18 protein-coding genes are annotated in these 15,122 nt (G+C 57.1%); 12 read left to right on the forward strand and 6 right to left on the reverse strand.

Going from position 1 to position 15,122, the window contains the following annotated elements; all coding sequences use genetic code 11:
• Nucleotides 1-38: 38 nt before the first annotated feature.
• From GH975_RS06275 to GH975_RS06285, 3 genes are read right to left on the reverse strand one after another with little or no spacing between them, the layout of a single operon-like run.
• Nucleotides 39-623: a DUF3501 family protein gene (locus GH975_RS06275; protein ID WP_153713705.1), complete on the reverse strand. Its 585-nt coding sequence runs from the start codon at nt 621-623 to the stop codon at nt 39-41.
• Between the two features lie 8 nt (nt 624-631).
• A complete protein-coding gene (locus GH975_RS06280) occupies nt 632-1,975 on the reverse strand; it encodes a heterodisulfide reductase-related iron-sulfur binding cluster (protein WP_153713706.1) in 1,344 nt (447 codons plus the stop codon).
• Nucleotides 1,976-2,031: 56 nt separating this feature from the next.
• A complete protein-coding gene (locus GH975_RS06285; protein WP_153713707.1) occupies nt 2,032-2,469 on the reverse strand; it encodes a rubrerythrin family protein in 438 nt (145 codons plus the stop codon).
• 450 nt (nt 2,470-2,919) lie between these two features.
• On the opposite strand from GH975_RS06285, the gene GH975_RS06290 reads away from it, so the two are divergent.
• Entirely contained in the window at nt 2,920-3,303 is a 384-nt protein-coding gene (locus tag GH975_RS06290) for a hypothetical protein (protein WP_153713708.1), read from the forward strand.
• A gap of 10 nt (nt 3,304-3,313) precedes the next feature.
• On the opposite strand, the gene flgN is transcribed toward GH975_RS06290, so the two are convergent.
• The 3 genes from flgN to flgA all read right to left on the reverse strand — a co-directional run bounded on the left by flgN (nt 3,314) and on the right by flgA (nt 4,830).
• Nucleotides 3,314-3,793, reverse strand: a complete 480-nt coding sequence (flgN, locus tag GH975_RS06295; protein ID WP_153713709.1) for a flagellar export chaperone FlgN — start codon at nt 3,791-3,793, stop codon at nt 3,314-3,316.
• Between the two features lie 4 nt (nt 3,794-3,797).
• On the reverse strand, nt 3,798-4,109 hold the full coding sequence (gene flgM, locus GH975_RS06300) for a flagellar biosynthesis anti-sigma factor FlgM (RefSeq protein ID WP_153713710.1): 312 nt from the start codon (nt 4,107-4,109) through the stop codon (nt 3,798-3,800).
• 64 nt (nt 4,110-4,173) lie between these two features.
• Complete coding sequence (flgA, locus tag GH975_RS06305) at nt 4,174-4,830, reverse strand: flagellar basal body P-ring formation chaperone FlgA (RefSeq protein WP_170272571.1); 657 nt, start codon at nt 4,828-4,830, stop codon at nt 4,174-4,176.
• An 88-nt stretch (nt 4,831-4,918) separates the two neighbouring features.
• Here flgA and GH975_RS06310 point away from each other — a divergent pair, with 88 nt between their 5' ends.
• The 11 genes from GH975_RS06310 to flgK all read left to right on the forward strand — a co-directional run bounded on the left by GH975_RS06310 (nt 4,919) and on the right by flgK (nt 15,121).
• The gene (locus tag GH975_RS06310) at nt 4,919-5,845 is read left to right on the forward strand and encodes a chemotaxis protein CheV (protein WP_153713712.1); all 927 of its coding nucleotides are present in this window, start codon (nt 4,919-4,921) and stop codon (nt 5,843-5,845) included.
• 145 nt (nt 5,846-5,990) lie between these two features.
• Complete coding sequence (gene flgB / locus GH975_RS06315) at nt 5,991-6,407, forward strand: flagellar basal body rod protein FlgB (protein WP_153713713.1); 417 nt, start codon at nt 5,991-5,993, stop codon at nt 6,405-6,407.
• Complete coding sequence (gene flgC, locus GH975_RS06320; protein WP_153713714.1) at nt 6,407-6,844, forward strand: flagellar basal body rod protein FlgC; 438 nt, start codon at nt 6,407-6,409, stop codon at nt 6,842-6,844. Before flgB ends, flgC begins: the two co-directional genes overlap by 1 nt.
• Complete coding sequence (locus tag GH975_RS06325) at nt 6,844-7,527, forward strand: flagellar hook assembly protein FlgD (protein WP_153713715.1); 684 nt, start codon at nt 6,844-6,846, stop codon at nt 7,525-7,527. Before flgC ends, GH975_RS06325 begins: the two co-directional genes overlap by 1 nt.
• Nucleotides 7,517-8,773 carry a flagellar hook protein FlgE gene (gene flgE / locus GH975_RS06330; protein WP_153713716.1) on the forward strand — a complete coding sequence of 419 codons (1,257 nt, stop codon included), beginning with the start codon at nt 7,517-7,519 and terminating at the stop codon, nt 8,771-8,773. Before GH975_RS06325 ends, flgE begins: the two co-directional genes overlap by 11 nt.
• Nucleotides 8,774-8,915: 142 nt before the next feature.
• Complete coding sequence (locus GH975_RS06335; protein WP_153713717.1) at nt 8,916-9,647, forward strand: flagellar basal body rod protein FlgF; 732 nt, start codon at nt 8,916-8,918, stop codon at nt 9,645-9,647.
• Between the two features lie 15 nt (nt 9,648-9,662).
• Nucleotides 9,663-10,448, forward strand: coding sequence for a flagellar basal-body rod protein FlgG (flgG, locus tag GH975_RS06340; RefSeq protein ID WP_153713718.1), 786 nt, complete (start codon nt 9,663-9,665; stop codon nt 10,446-10,448).
• Between the two features lie 10 nt (nt 10,449-10,458).
• Complete coding sequence (gene flgH, locus GH975_RS06345; RefSeq protein WP_153713719.1) at nt 10,459-11,136, forward strand: flagellar basal body L-ring protein FlgH; 678 nt, start codon at nt 10,459-10,461, stop codon at nt 11,134-11,136.
• A gap of 9 nt (nt 11,137-11,145) precedes the next feature.
• A complete protein-coding gene (locus GH975_RS06350; RefSeq protein WP_153713720.1) occupies nt 11,146-12,237 on the forward strand; it encodes a flagellar basal body P-ring protein FlgI in 1,092 nt (363 codons plus the stop codon).
• Entirely contained in the window at nt 12,234-13,157 is a 924-nt protein-coding gene (gene flgJ / locus GH975_RS06355) for a flagellar assembly peptidoglycan hydrolase FlgJ (protein ID WP_153713721.1), read from the forward strand. Before GH975_RS06350 ends, flgJ begins: the two co-directional genes overlap by 4 nt.
• Entirely contained in the window at nt 13,154-15,121 is a 1,968-nt protein-coding gene (gene flgK / locus GH975_RS06360; RefSeq protein ID WP_153713722.1) for a flagellar hook-associated protein FlgK, read from the forward strand. The genes flgJ and flgK overlap by 4 nt, the downstream gene beginning before the upstream one ends.
• Nucleotide 15,122: the final 1 nt, after the last annotated feature.

A 15,122-nucleotide genomic window follows, 5' to 3' on the forward strand; every position in this document is an offset into this window, starting at 1 on the left:
GGCTAAGTGCCTGCTTTGCGCAGGCACCCAGCGACACGCTACGCCAGATCTTGTGTCAGCGATCCCTGTGCTTCGGGTGAGATTTCGTCGACCCGGACGTTATAGGCCGCATGATCAATACCCATTGCGATGCTTTGACCGGCCTTGACCGCATTAATGCTGCCCGGGTCCAGCTCAAATCGGACAAAGTGCACGGCGGAGGTTTTGGTCTCATTAGCGCGTTCAAGGTCCTCATCGGCGATGGCGTAAATTCGATCACAGCCGGCGATTTGAACGTATAGGTGATTCTCGACGCCCTTAAGTTCCATCAAGCGTTGGGCTCGCTCATCGGCATCGACATACTCAATCATCATCGTCGCTTTCCAGTTGGTGCCATCTGGGATCAGCGGATTGTAGGCTTCCAGTTCATCCTCAATGCCCTCATCGTCGAAGGTTTTTTCAATCCGTAGCATCTCTTGAATTTGATAACGCAGGGTAACCTCGTTCTCAAATGCCAAGGTGACATGATCTCCAAGGTAGATACGGCGCTGATTTTTGCACTCAATCGCTTCGGTGCGAAGGGTGTCGCGCTGGCGGTGATACTGCTCAAGCGACAGCAGAGAGTCACGGCTGATATGTGGCATGTTGCCTCCTAAATTCCGTATGCCTTACGAACCAATGAAATGGGGTGCGCAAGGTCTGGGTTGTTTTGATGGTTTTGCTCAATTCCCTGGGCGATGTGCTGCCCTCCCAAGGGACAGTCCGAGCTGATGTAGTCGGGCTCTGCCTGATTCATCTGACGAAATACCGGACGGCCGATCTTCATCGACTTTTCATGGAACTCTTTCTTAATGCCGTAAGTGCCCGCGTGCCCACTGCAGCGCTCGGTGGTTTTGACCGTTACGCCGGGCAGCGTCTTCAAGAACGCCTCGGTCTTTTTGCCAATGTTCTGGACCCGGCCGTGACAGGGTGCATGGTAGGCAATGGTGCCGAGCTCGACGTTAAAGTCGTTTTTCAACAGACCATCCTTTGTTCGCTGCACCAGGTAATCAAAAGGGTCCCAAAAGGCGTCTTTGACCGCTTGCACATCCGCATCCTCGGGATACATCAGCGGTAATTCCTGTTTGAACATCAAGGTGCAGCTGGGGACTAAGCTGGTTAGCGCGTACCCTTCGCGGGCCAGTTTAGCCAGGTGAGGGATGTTAATGCGTTTTAACCGGTCCACCCCGTCAAGGTCGCCTTGTTCGAGCTTCGGCATGCCGCAGCAGACTTCTTTTTCGGCAACAGTCCACGGCACTTCGTTGTGTTCTAAAACGGCGACAAAATCATGGCCGATGCCAGGTTCGTTGTAATTGACATAACAGGTTGCGAACAAGGCAACTTTACCGGGTGTCCGTTTGCCGTCTTTTACGTCGAAGGACAGGTTGGGGTTGGCCGCGCTGCGGAATTTTTTGCTGGCAAACTCGGGCAGCCAGGCATCTTTATGAATGCCCAACGCCTTTTCTGCGACCGCACGAGCAGGGGACCATTTGTTGACCGCATTAATAGTCTCGGTCACCAGTGGAATACCGGCCATATGACCCAGCCCGTCAGTGCTCGACAGAACTTTATCCCGCACGCTTCCGCCGGATTCCTTAAATTCGATGGCTTTGTACTGAAGCATCAAGTGAGGAAAGTCGACATTAAAGGGGTGGGGTGGAACGTATGGGCATTTAGCGACGTAGCACATGTCGCACAGGTAACATTGGTCGACCACTTTCTTGTAGTCGGCTTTGTCGACGCCATCAACCTCGAGAGTCTCACTCTCGTCAATGAGGTCGAACAGCGTGGGGAAGCTGTCGCATAGGCTGACGCATCGGCGACAACCGTGACAGACATCAAACACGCGCTCTAATTCTTGGTTCAATGCTGCTTTGTCGTAGTAGGACTCTTCTCGCCACTTAAGCGGGTAACGAGTGGGTGCCTCTAAGTTGCCTTCTTTTGGGGGCGTGGGCATGGTCTGGACTCCGGTTTAAACAGACGCGCGCCCAACGCAGGCGCGCGCTGATCGACTTAGGCTTCTGCTTCTTCTTTGTAAGCGTCCAGAGTTTTCTGGAATTTGTTCGCGTGGCTGCGCTCGGCCTTTGCCAAGGTTTCAAACCAATCCGCGATTTCGTCGAACCCTTCATCGCGTGCGGCTTTTGCCATGCCTGGGTACATGTCCGTGTACTCATGAGTCTCACCGGCGATGGCAGACTCCAGCGCTTCTGCAACGTTACCTGCCGCCAGGCCGGTTTCCGGGTCGCCCGAACCCCCGTTGATTAGGTACTCCATGTGTCCATGGGCATGACCGGTTTCACCTTCGGCCGTGTTACGAAACACATTGGCTACCTCAGGTGCACCTTCGATGTCTGCCATGTTTGCGAAATACAGATACCGGCGGTTTGCCTTGGATTCGCCGGCGAACGCGGCCTTCAAGCTTTCTTCCGTTTTTGTTCCTTTCAGATCCATTATTTTTCTCCAACCTAGTGGGTGTTTTGGATTTCTGTGGGCACTGCCCACTCTTCGATAGTAGGGACGTAAGAAAAAAACGGAAGCCTGCAACGGGCGATTAAGTCAATAGCTCAACGCTATCGCCATGTGTCAGTTTGCAATTGTTCGCTGAATTCGGATCCTAAATTGGGAGGTAACCTGCCACCCAGCAAAGAGTGTTCGAGTGAGAAAGCGGCGTTCGTCTAGTCGAGAGTTCAAACGCGAAGTGGTGTCCATGGTTGTCGATCAGGGGTTTAGTGCCGGTGGCGTTGTAATACCCCCATTTGGAACGTGGCGTTTGACTCAAGCCTCAGCGGCACTTGAGTCGCCACCTTTTGGAGTATCGATCAATTTAACACCTAAACTACGTGCGGCTAACAGTGCTAAAATGATGCACAATTGATCCAGCTTCAGATAGTGGATCACCTCATGTTAAAAGCCATCGCAAACACATGTTTAGCTACCTTTATCGCTGGCGCTCATGCGTCTGATGCTCACTTCCAGTGCACCCAGACCGCCCATGCCCAGGTCAAGCCGAACCGGGTGAATTCGTATGACGTTGAGATGCGTTTGGACAGCAACGCAGGTCGCGTCATCCTGAAAGGGCGTGCCGTGATCATGCAAACACTGAGCCTACCCATTACGCCTCGAGTTGACCCGACGGGGCGGCTTAGGTTTCACGCGCAAATGTCGGATCCACAGGTGATCGTGAGTTATTCAGACGGGGAGCTGTCGTATGTCGACCTTGACTATTTGACGCGAGATAACCGACGCGTGATTAGCGCCTGGATTGCGGACTGCAGGTCGGTATAGGGCTGCGGGGTTAGGCTTCACCCAGTGCGCGTCCACCGCCACTGGCGGACGTCTTGCCTTTGGCGCCATACAAACGTTGGCCTTCGCCGCCGGAAATCACCGTTTTAATCGCATCGGCTTTTTGCTTCAGACGTTGCAGCACTTGGGCGTTGCCCTGGTTTAGATTTTGACAGCGCTCAATGGCCGCTTCAGCGTCCGCGGCACCGCGCTCTAGTTGCTCGGCCAACTCGGCCGTTAGGCTGCCCAGCAACTGACGATGTCCGTCGGCGTCGGGCGTCAAACCCGCATCCGTCAATAACTCACGGCGCAGTTCAATGTTCGTTTCAAGGGTTTTCAGTGCTTGGACTTTTTCGGTCAAGTTGGTCTTGACTGAGGCGGCACTTTGCGCCGCCATGTCATCGCGCTCGATCAGCAGGATCTTTTCGAGCGATTGCGCGCTACGGGTCATTTCACCCAACAGGGCGAGGTATCGCTGTACCGCTGCATTCATTTTGCTATCCGCCGTTTAAGCCCAGCATGGCCGATGCAACTTTATTGGCGTCCACGGTGAAGCTGCCATTGGCGATGGATGCACGAATCGCATCCACACGCGCCTGATCAACCTCACTGGTCGCCGCGGCCCGTTCCTGCACTGCCTGCATTTTCTGGGCTTCGCTGCTCAGCGTAACTGAATCGTTTGATTGCGGTGCCGCCAGCGGAGCAACCTGTGCCGGTTGCGCCGAAACACTAGCCGGCTGCTGTTTGTCAGCGGCCTGCGTGTTTGTCTGCTGGGGGCGACCCCCAATGCCATTAATATCGACTGCCATAATTTGAATTCCGTGATGGTACTCACACTGTTTCGGCAGTGTAGCGCATTTCTTTAACCTTATTTTACGGCATCTGAACGATGCCTTGGGCTAGCACGAAACCACGCACCGTGCGTCCGCTGGCCAAGTTTTTAACACTGACTTGCTCGCCTTGAACGGCGTCACTGAGGGCGGTTCCCATCACCGTGATCTGAATGCCTTGGCTACCGGCCTGAAGCTTTACCGTGTCCCCGCGGTTAACCAAGGTGGGCAGTTCGACCATGCGGCCAATGACGGGCTGACCCTCACGAATGTTGCGCTTGACCTGCTGGCCTAGTAAGCCGTCGAAATCGGTGTGCCACGATCCCCGCAGCTCGCGTTCCAGCACCGTTTCAAGGCGCAGGTCGCGGGCGCCGACGATGTCACCCCGATTCAGGCCACGGGCCGCGACCACCACATCAATTGACTTGGAATAGGTCGCCGATAGGTGGACTTGGGTGACCCCACAGGTGGCTTTGACCATGGCGCTGCCACGGCTTTTGGCCTTTAACGAAAAGTCCCAAGCCTCGTTGCAGTCGGGCAGTTTGACCCGACTGTCCAGCGGTCGAACCATGACCTCTAAGCGATCACCGCCGATCTCGACCTTTAGAAATTCCTCGGCCTGCCGTTGTAACCATTGGTTCAAGTCTGCTTGAGCGGGATGCGCAAGCACTAGCAATACAACGCTCAACATGCGTTTCATGGTGTCCCCCTGTCTGACCGAACCTATACTGTGCCGATCCATTGACGTTTTGATGGACAACGCAAAACCTGTGCCAGAGAGGAAACACATGTCAGGGTTGTTTGAGCGAGTTGACGCTAAAACCGATTACGTGGGTCAAAACCGAGTGGAGCTGCTGTTGTTTCGGCTGGCGGACGAGCAGGTGTATGGCATTAACGTGTTTAAGGTCAAAGAGGTCTTGCGTTGCCCCAAGTTGGCGACCATTCCCAACGGCAGCCCACGCCTGAAAGGCATTGCGCACCTGCGTGGGGAGGCTATTCCGGTTATCGATATGGCTGCGGCGACCGGCTTTGGCGAGCTTCAGGACATCGAAGAGCGCTACATCATTATCACCGAGTACAACTCGCAGGTTCAGGGTTTCCTGGTCCATAGCGTCGAGCGCATCATCAACACCACCTGGGACAAGATCAAAGCTCCGGACGCCGTTTTGGCCAAGGACAGTTATTTGACGGCAATGACCGAAGATAACGGCCGGTTGGTCGAAATCATCGATGTCGAACGGATTCTAAGCGAGTTGGACTACGGCGGTGCTGAGGTCAGCGAAACCTTGGTCCAGGAAGCGTTGCGCGCCAATGTCGGCGGTAATCGCGTGTTGATCGTCGACGATTCACTGGTCGCACGTAAGCAAATACAGCGAGCGCTGGAAAGCCTAGGCATCGAAACGACCATGCTGACCAACGGCCAGGAAGCGCTGGATCTATTAAAGAAGATGGTCGCGGCGGGGCGACGCCCGGCGGATCACTACCTGATGATCGTGACGGATATCGAAATGCCGATCCTAGACGGCTATACACTGACCGCCGAAATCAAATCCGATCCAATGATCCAGGATCTGTATGTATTAATGCACTCGTCCTTGTCCGGCGCGTTCAACGAAGCCATGGCGCTCAAAGTCGGCGCCGACAAATTGGTCGCCAAGTTCAAGCCCGACAGCCTGGCCGAAGCCGTCATGGACCAGATCGCACTGCGCTCGTAGCGCGCCGGAAAACCGGCATCACCGGCAACGCGTTGCCACCGTCAGGTTTCTGACGGACCCCAAAGCCTGCAATCGCGGGCTTTTTCGTACTTGGCACAGCCTTTGCTATTCACTTCATGTGACAAATCAACGTCGCGAGGAGCTTATGGCAATTTCATTCGACAGTGCGTTAGGAAATCAGGTCGCCGGCTTGCAGTTGCGAGTCAAGCGCAGCGAGCTGCTGTCTAACAACATCGCCAACGCCGAGACCCCGGGCTACCGAGCGGTCGACTTCGACTTCGCCAAGGTTTACGACCGCACCCGGGCCACGCCCAGCGGGGCAGTCACAGGCGCCAGTAACGGTCGCCACCTGTCCCTAGGGCTGGGTGCGGACGGGCTGGTGCGCTCCGATGACGTTGAGTTTCGTGACAGCAAATTTGGCTCTCTCGATGGCAACAAAGTCAGCATGGAGCAAGAGCGCGCACGGTTTATGGAAAACCAGATCCGCATGAACGCGACCAACATGTTTTTAAGTAAACGATTCAGCAGCCTGCAAAAAGCGCTGCGGGGAGTTAACGGCTAATGAGTATTGAACGCTTGATGATGACGGCGGCGTCGGCCATGGAGGCCAACAAGGTCCGGATGTCGACGACCGCGTCCAACCTGGCCAATGCCGAGACTTTGGCAAGTAACCCGGACGACGTTTACAAGGCCAAGAAACCGGTCTTTGAAACCCTGCGCGCCGAACAAGTGGCAATCATGGGGGGCCAGATGCCGACCGGCGCCACCGCCGGCGTTCAACTCAAAGCAATCGTCGAAAGTAACGAACCGGCCATCCGCCGCTTCGACCCCGGTCATCCGCTGGCTGACGGTGACGGTTATGTGTTTGCACCGAACGTCAACGTGATGACCGAAATGGCCGACATGATTGCAGCATCGCGGGCCTACCAAGCCAACGTCGAAGTGATGAAAGACGCACGTGAATTATCGCAGCAGCTGCTGCGCATGGGACAAAACTAATGACCAATTCTATCGGCGGCAGCAATGACATCAATTATCTGCAAAGTCAGCTAACCAGTACCCGCACCGAAGCGTCCCAGAACCAGTTGGATCAAGACGCCTTTATGCAGCTGCTGATTGCGCAAATGAAGAACCAGGACCCGACCGCGCCGATCGATGCCAACGAGCAGCTGGTGCAATTGGCCCAATTTAGTCAGGTCGAAGGGCTGGATAAAATCAACGCCAAGATGGAAGAGCTGGTATCGGCGCAATCGTCGGCCCAAGCGCTGCAGGCATCGAGCCTAGTTGGGCGAACGGTGACCGTTGAAACCAGTGCCTTTGACTACCGCGGCGGCCAGATGAACGCCCAGGTAGACCTGCCCAGCTCGACCGGCAACTTGGAAATCCAGGTCCTGGACCAGATCGGGCGCGAAGTCGACCGCATCAGTTTGGGCCAGGAGTCCGCCGGCACGATTAACTTTAATTGGTCCGGTGACAGCCGCGGCGCCCACCGATTTGTCGCCTTGGCGACCGAAGCCACCGGGGACACCTACGCGGTGCCGGTGTACCTGAATGCGAACGTTAACTCGGTCAGCTTGTCGGGCAATTCCACCACCTTGAACTTAAACAGCGTAGGACCCGTGGCCTTAGCCGACGTCCGCGCCATTACCGAATCCACCCAGGAGAACAACGATGTCAATTAACACGGCACTTACCGGCCTGCGCGCCGCACAAAGTCAGTTGGACGTGATTTCCAACAACATCGCCAACGCATCGACCACCGGTTTTAAGCGGTCGCGTGCGGAATTCGCGGACGTTTACGCCAGCGGCGTCGGCTTCTCGGGCGCTACCAGCGCCGGTAACGGTGTGACCCTGGCGGCGATCAGTCAACAATTTGACCAGGGCAACCTGAACTACACCAACAACAGTTTGGATATGGCCATGTCGGGCGAGGGCATGTTCATCCAGCGTGATGGCGACGTCACCACCTATACCCGCTCCGGTGCCATGCAGCTAGATGACGACGGCTTTATTATTTCCAACCAGGGCGCCAGCCTGATGGGCTACTTGGCGGATGCGCAAGGCAACGTCCAGGCCGAATTGAACCCGATTCGTATCGACAGCGCCCAACAGCCGCCGCAGGCGACCACCGACGTCCAAACCCAACTTAACTTGGATTCGGAATCGGCCGTGATCACCTCGGCGTTTGACCCCAGTAACGAGCAGACCTTTAACTACCTGACCACGGTGGCGGTCTACGATTCGTTGGGACGCGACTACACCATGCAACAATATTTCGTCAAAGACGCGGACAACAGCTGGCGCATGTACCCGCGCGTTGACGGCACCGATGTCATGGGCGGCGGTACGCCTTACGTCAATGTCGACTTTTCGGCGGACGGTCAAATCAGTGGCGTCGCCAGCGCCGGAACCGGGGCGGTCGATGTGGCGGCCAAAAATGCCGTCACCCTGACCATTCCGACCAGCATCACCGGCGCGGCCAGCACCTTGGCGTACGAATTCAACCTGACCACGACGACCCAGTACGGTACCGACTTTTCAGTCTCCGAAGTGTCCCAAGACGGTTACACCGCCGGTCGCTTGGCGTCGCTGGACGTCAACGACAACGGCGACATTTTGGCGCGTTACTCCAATGGCCGCTCGGCACTGATGGCGCAAATCGCGATTGCCGACTTTACCAACATGCAGGGCCTCAGCCCGTCGGGTGACTCGGCGTGGTTAGAAACCTCGTCCTCGGGACCTGCGCTGATTGGTAAGCCGGGCACCGGTACCTTGGGCAATATCCAGGCGGGTGCGCTTGAAGAGTCCAACGTCGACACGTCCGAAGAACTGGTCAGCTTGATTACCGCGCAGCGTAACTACCAGGCTAATGCCAAAGTGATCGAGACCGCCGAGACGGTGACTCAGGCAATTCTGAACCTGCGTTAACCCTCGGTACCTGTGAGCTGAAAGCCCCCTTAATTGGGGGCTTTTTAGTTTCTGGCACGCATTTTGTATTGCAATCAGTAGGCGTTGTTTTTTTGGCGTCTGACTGATTAAACCGGCAAAGGTTTGCCGATCGGAGGACAACATGGATAAAGCCATCTACATGGCCAGCCAGACCGCAACTAATATGATGCGGGCCCAGGCACTGGTGGCAAACAACATGGCCAACGCAGCCACCAGCGGCTTCAAGGCCGACCGTTTCACCATGGTCAGCCAAGAAATCACCGGTGGCGAGTACGGTGCACGGTCAACCGCGCGCCTGGCAGGCGGTGGTGTTGATCTGACCGCCGGTCCGATGCAGCAAACCGGTCGTGACTTGGATGTCGCCATCAGCGGTCGCTCGTTGTTCGCCGTTCAGGTCAACGAGGACCAGCAAGCCTTCACCCGTAACGGCGACTTCAAGGTGTCGCCTGAAGGGCTATTGACCACCCAGCAAGGCCAGCCGGTGCTGGGCGAGTTGGGGGTGATTCCAGTGCCGGTTTACGAATCGATTTCGATCGGCCAGGACGGCAGTGTCAGCGTGGTCCCCCCAGGCGGCGGCATGGTTCGGCTGGATCGTCTGAAAATGGTCACCCCGGTTGAAAATTTAGATGTGTTTAAAGGCGACGACGGTTTGATTCGATTCAAGGGCGAGGTGCCGGAACCGGACATTACCGCAACCCTTCAATCTGGATTTTTGGAAGGCTCGAACGTCAATGGCGCCTCCGCCTTGGTCGAGCTGATGAACCTGTCTCGCCAGTTCGAGATGAGTGTGAATTTGATGAGCCGTTTGGACGATGCTGAAAGCAGCGCCAACGACGCCATCTCTAGTAATTAAGCCAGGAGATAACCGATGAACGCAGCACTTTGGGTCGCAAAGACCGGATTGGCAGCCCAGGACAAGGCACTCGCCGTGGTGTCCAACAACCTGGCGAACGTGTCTACCAATGGATTCAAGAAAGACCGCGTCGTCTTTCAGGATTTGTTGTACCAGGTCGAACGTGCGCCGGGCGGCGCCAATGGTGACGATGCGCAGTTGCCATCCGGCATCCAGATCGGCACCGGGGTCAAAATCAGCGGCACCCGCAAGGTATTCAGCAACGGCTCCATGCAGGTCACCGGCCAAGCCCTGGACGTCGCCATTAACGGTCGTGGGTTCTTCCAAATTCAGCGCCCGGACGGCATTGTCGGCTACACCCGTGATGGCCAGTTTCAGGTCAACTCGGACGGTGCCGTGGTGACCGCCGAAGGCTACTTGCTCGAACCCCAGATCAACATTCCGGCCGGCTCATCGGTGATCACCATTGGTAAAGACGGTTCGGTTAGCGCAGTCGAACAGGGCACTGGGCTGTCGACCGTGGTCGGTAACATCACGCTGGCTGACTTTGCTAACCCGGAAGGGTTGTTGGCCATGGGCGGCAACAACTACGTGGAAACCGAAGCCAGTGGCCCGCCCAACATTGGCACGCCGTCCGAAATCGGCTTGGGCTCACTGGAGCAGGGCGCGGTTGAAAACTCCAACGTGTCGAGCGTCGAAGAGTTGGTCAACATGATCACCACACAGCGCGCTTATGAGATGAATTCGAAGGTCATTTCGGCCGCCGATCAGATGCTGTCTTACTTGAATCAACAATTGTAGGGGTCTGATTATGCTGCGAATTATATTGACTGTATCGGCACTCGCTCTGGTCGGATGCGGCGGTGGTGTAATCGCCCCTAAACCGGGCGACGAAGCCTACGCGCCGGTCGTCCAACAAAACGCGCTGCCGCCGGTGATCCCCAATGGATCCATCTACCAAACCGGCCGCACCATGGATTTATTTGCCGATTCCCGGGCGCGCAACATCGGCGATATCGTCACCGTGACCTTGCAGGAATCGACCCAAGCATCCAAAAGCGCCACCAGCAATTCCAGCAAAAGCTCAACCGCCAATATTTCGGCGCCGGTCATAGGCGGTATCGCGCCATCCATATTTGGCAAGCCGTTAACCGCCAGTTTCGGTGACAACGCCCGCGGCTTTAATGGCGCCGGTGCCGCCAATCAATCCAACAGTTTGTCCGGTCAAATTTCGGTCATGGTGGTCGATCGTCTGCCCGGCGGCGTCCTTCGCATCAGCGGCGAGAAATGGCTGGAACTTAACCAGGGCAAGGAATACATCCGCCTGACTGGATTGATTCGCGACCAAGACATTGACCCCAGCAATGGCATTTCCAGTACCAAAATTGCCGACGCTCGGATCGCCTATTCGGGCTCCGGTCCGATTGGCGACGCCAACCGTCCTGGCTGGTTGGCACGATTCTTCAATAGTCCTGTGTGGCCATTTTAGGAGCAGCCCATGAAACGCCTTTTGATTGCAGTATTAAGCCTCAGCGTCCTGACCGCGGATGCCGGTCAGCGCCTCAAAGACTTGGTCAAAATCCAAGGCGTTCGGTCCAACCCGATTTTGGGCTACGGATTGGTTGTCGGATTGACCGGAACCGGTGACAACAGCGCCCTGACCGACCAAACCTACCGCAACCTGGCGCGCGAACTAGGCATTACCCTGGCCGCCAACGCCCGGCCCGGCACCGACAATGTGGCCGTGGTGACCGTGCATGCGGACTTGCCGCCCTTTGCAAAACCGGGTCAAAACCTTGACGTCACCGTGTCCAGCATGGGCAACGCGGCGTCGCTGCGCGGTGGCACGCTGTTGATGACGCCGCTGAAAGGCGCGGACGGCAATATTTACGCGGTCGCCCAGGGCAACATGATTGTCGGCGGATTCGGTGCCAGTGGTGAGGATGGCTCGTCAATCCAAGTCAATATCCCCAGCGTTGGGCGTATCCCCAACGGCGCCATTATCGAACGCGCGGTCCCCAACGGATTTAGCCAGGGCGACGAGATCATCATGAACCTGCATGAGGCCGATTTCACCACCGCCCAGCGTGTCGCCAACGCCATCAACGATTTGTTGGGCGGCGGCGTGGCCGCGCCCATGGACGCGATCAGCATCCGTGTCACGGCGCCGCGCGATCCGTCACAGCGGGTCGAATTTTTAAGCCTGTTGGAAAACGTCGAAGTTGAACCCGATGCGTTCCGCTCGCGGGTCGTGGTTAACAGCCGCACCGGCACCATCGTGATCGGCGAAAATGTGCGGCTGCGACCGACCGCCATTACCCACGGCTCGATGGTCGTGACCGTCACGGAGGACCCCGCGGTGTCCCAGCCCGGTGCTTTTGCGGACGGTGGCACCACGGAAGTCGTGCCGCAATCGACGGTCGACATCGAACAAACGGGCGGTCGCATGTTCCTGTTTGGACCGGCCGTGACCTTGCGTGATCTGGTCGCGGCGGTTAACAAAGTTGGGGCGACGCCGTCGGATTTGATGGGGATTTTGGAAGCCTTGAAGCAGGCCGGCGCACTCGAAGCCGAGCTGGTTGTCCTGTGAACCTGGCGGACTCCAAGGCCGTCGTCGGCGGCTTCTATGACCTCAATGCAGTCACTGAGCTGAAGTTCGGCGACTCCAGCACCGAGACCGAGCGCCTGCAAAAGGTCGCCAAAGAATTCGAAACCCTGTTCGTCAACGAAATGTTGAAAAGCGCGCGCAAGGCCAACGAAGTGTTGGCCGATGACAACCCGCTCAACAGCGAGGAAGTGAAAACCTTTCAGGGCATGCTGGATAACGAGCTTGCGTTAACGCTGGGTCGTCAAGGCAAGCTGGGTGTTGCCGACATGTTAGTACGTCAGTTCGGCGGCGAGCCCAAGACGGCCGTGCCGGCAGAACAGATGGTTCAGCCGCTGCGCCCATTGGCGCGCGAACGTTCGGTCGACAGCGGCGCCATCAATCAAGTCGCACAGGCGGGGCGGGTCGATTTGGGCGGCGTCAAACCTGAGCAAACCCAGTTCGTCAAAAAGATAGCCGCCTTTGCCCAAGGTGCAGCCGACCGTTTGGGCGTGCCGGTCAGCCACATCGTGGCCCAGGCCGCGCTCGAAAGCGGTTGGGGCAAACACGTGCCCAAAGCCGAAGACGGCGGCAGCAGCTATAACTTTTTCGGTATCAAAGCCGGTGGCTGGGACGGTGACAAAGCCGTGATCAACACCCAGGAATACAAACAAGGTCTGTGGGTCACCGAGCAAGCGGCATTCCGTGCCTATTCCGGCATGCGCGAAGCGCTGAACGATTACGCCAGTTTCGTCGAGCGCCCGCGTTACCAAGACGCGATCAACAACCCCGCCGGCTACTTTGAAGCGCTGCAAACGGCCGGCTATGCCACTGACCCCAGCTACGCCGACAAAGCCCGCAGCGTATTAACTCAAGTGGAAAAGATTTTGGCCGTTAACCCCGGTAATCAGGAGACCGGTGCATGAGCATTCTTGGAACCGCGTTAACGGGCCTGCGGACAGCACAAACGCTGATCGACACGACCGGTAACAACATCGCCAACGCGAATACCCCCGGCTACGTTCGCCAGCGCGCGGACGTGTCGACGCTGGGCACGGTGGGTTACCAGTTGGGCGCTCAGGTTGCGCGTATTCGCCGCGATGTGCCGACTGAATTGCAGAACCAAGTGCGCCTGGACGGAGCAAAGAGCTATGCCAGTTCCGCCTACGCGGACGGTGCGACCCGCGTTGACCAGATTTTGGGCGACACTGAATCCGGTTTGAATTCGGTCATGAACAGTTTCTTTTCGTCGGCGCAGGCACTGACCCAAGACCCCTCAAGCACGCCAAACCGTCAAACCTTTTTGGCCCAGGCCGGGGCGATGGCGAATCGCATCAACCAGATGGGCGAGCAGTTATCGCGCGAAGAGGATTACCTCAGCAACTCCATGCGCGTCGGCGCAGATCGCCTCAATCAGCTGGCGGACGAGTTGGTTAGTTTGAATCGTCGTATCGCCGACCAGAGCAACCTACAAACGCCGCCATTGCAGCTGATGGATCAACGTGACCAAGTGCTGTTTGAAATGTCTGACTTGGCCGGCGTCGACGTGTTTCCGCTGGACGCAAATCAAGTCGCAGTCTACTTGTCGGGCGGCAGTGTATTGGTATCCGGGCAATCGAAAATGGATGTGGCCGCCGAAGCCTCGCAGTCCGACCCGACCCGTTTGCAGTTGGTACTGCAAAGCAACGGCAGTACCGTCGGCTTTGTCCCCAATGGCAGGCTGGAAGGCACGCTGGGTGGCCTCAATCAATTGCTGGACGACGTGGTGTTACCCGCACGCAACGAGCTTGGATTGATTGCGATGAGTATAGCCGACGCGGTTAACACCACCTTGGGCCAGGGTTTGGACATGAACGGGGACTTTGGCGCGCCGCTGTTCAAGGACCTGAACAGCGCCGGGTTCTTGCCCGGCCGCGCCATTCCGAACCTCACCAATGGCGCCAACGGTCAAATAACTGTCACGATTGATGACACCCAGGCCATGACGGGCAAAGACTACAACCTCGCGGTGGCCGCCGGTGGTGCCTTTACGGTGCTCGACCGCTTCGGCGCGCCGGTCACCTCGGGTACTCTCAATGCGGGCGCCGATACATCGGTCAGTTTCCACGGCATCACGCTGACCTTAGGCCCGAGCGGCGACTATGTCGCCGGCGATAAATTTGGTATTCAGCCGACGCGACGCGCGGCCGAAGCCTTGTCCGTGGCCCTACAAGACCCCAGCGCACTGGGCTTGGCGGCACCCGTCATTGGCACCGACTCGTTGGCAAATGGTGGCAGCGGTGCCGTCAGTTACGGCGCCACCCTGGCCGTTGGCACCGGCACCAACTTTACGACATCCCCGGCCGCCATGACGCCTGAGCTGAATGTCGAATTCGGCGCGGGCAATACCTATGTGGTTAAGAATGCCGGCACCGGCGCAACGCTTTGGTCATCGACCTATACGCCGGGGCAAACGCTGGACCTGTTTTCGAGCACGCCCGGGGACATCAGTTACACCGGTTTTAGCGCGACCCTGAACGGTTTGCCCGAGGTGGGCGATACTTTCAACTTTGGGTTTAACGCGGGCGGCACGGGCGATAACCGTAACGCTCAAGCCTTGGCCGGCCTGCAAACGGCTGGGTGGCTGAACGGTGGCGAAAAACGATTCAGCGATGCCTATGGTGGCTTGGTTGGGTCGGTCGGTTCCAAAGCGTCACTTGGGCAAATCACGGCGGCGGCGGATCAGTCAATTTACAGCGCCTCCGAGACCCGTTTGGGTGATATCTCGGGGGTCAATTTGGACGAGGAGGCCGCTAACTTGGTGCGCTACCAGCAGTACTACCAGGCATCGGCCCAAGTCATCTCCATTGCCAATGATTTATTCCAAACACTGCTGGGATCATTGAGGTAAG

The sequence above is a fragment of the Litorivicinus lipolyticus genome, assembly GCF_009650135.1.
GTDB lineage: Bacteria > Pseudomonadota > Gammaproteobacteria > Pseudomonadales > Litorivicinaceae > Litorivicinus > Litorivicinus lipolyticus.

Excerpts from the sequence above, each read along its gene's own strand:
- GH975_RS06275 (WP_153713705.1), bottom strand. The coding sequence starts at position 623 with ATGCCACATATCAGCCGTGACTCTCTGCTGTCGCTTGAGCAGTATCAC.
- GH975_RS06280 (WP_153713706.1), bottom strand. The coding sequence starts at position 1,975 with ATGCCCACGCCCCCAAAAGAAGGCAACTTAGAGGCACCCACTCGTTAC.
- GH975_RS06285 (WP_153713707.1), bottom strand. The coding sequence starts at position 2,469 with ATGGATCTGAAAGGAACAAAAACGGAAGAAAGCTTGAAGGCCGCGTTC.
- GH975_RS06290 (WP_153713708.1), top strand. The coding sequence starts at position 2,920 with ATGTTAAAAGCCATCGCAAACACATGTTTAGCTACCTTTATCGCTGGC.
- flgN (WP_153713709.1), bottom strand. The coding sequence starts at position 3,793 with ATGAATGCAGCGGTACAGCGATACCTCGCCCTGTTGGGTGAAATGACC.
- flgM (WP_153713710.1), bottom strand. The coding sequence starts at position 4,109 with ATGGCAGTCGATATTAATGGCATTGGGGGTCGCCCCCAGCAGACAAAC.
- flgA (WP_170272571.1), bottom strand. The coding sequence starts at position 4,830 with ATGAAACGCATGTTGAGCGTTGTATTGCTAGTGCTTGCGCATCCCGCT.
- GH975_RS06310 (WP_153713712.1), top strand. The coding sequence starts at position 4,919 with ATGTCAGGGTTGTTTGAGCGAGTTGACGCTAAAACCGATTACGTGGGT.
- flgB (WP_153713713.1), top strand. The coding sequence starts at position 5,991 with ATGGCAATTTCATTCGACAGTGCGTTAGGAAATCAGGTCGCCGGCTTG.
- flgC (WP_153713714.1), top strand. The coding sequence starts at position 6,407 with ATGAGTATTGAACGCTTGATGATGACGGCGGCGTCGGCCATGGAGGCC.
- GH975_RS06325 (WP_153713715.1), top strand. The coding sequence starts at position 6,844 with ATGACCAATTCTATCGGCGGCAGCAATGACATCAATTATCTGCAAAGT.
- flgE (WP_153713716.1), top strand. The coding sequence starts at position 7,517 with ATGTCAATTAACACGGCACTTACCGGCCTGCGCGCCGCACAAAGTCAG.
- GH975_RS06335 (WP_153713717.1), top strand. The coding sequence starts at position 8,916 with ATGGATAAAGCCATCTACATGGCCAGCCAGACCGCAACTAATATGATG.
- flgG (WP_153713718.1), top strand. The coding sequence starts at position 9,663 with ATGAACGCAGCACTTTGGGTCGCAAAGACCGGATTGGCAGCCCAGGAC.
- flgH (WP_153713719.1), top strand. The coding sequence starts at position 10,459 with ATGCTGCGAATTATATTGACTGTATCGGCACTCGCTCTGGTCGGATGC.
- GH975_RS06350 (WP_153713720.1), top strand. The coding sequence starts at position 11,146 with ATGAAACGCCTTTTGATTGCAGTATTAAGCCTCAGCGTCCTGACCGCG.
- flgK (WP_153713722.1), top strand. The coding sequence starts at position 13,154 with ATGAGCATTCTTGGAACCGCGTTAACGGGCCTGCGGACAGCACAAACG.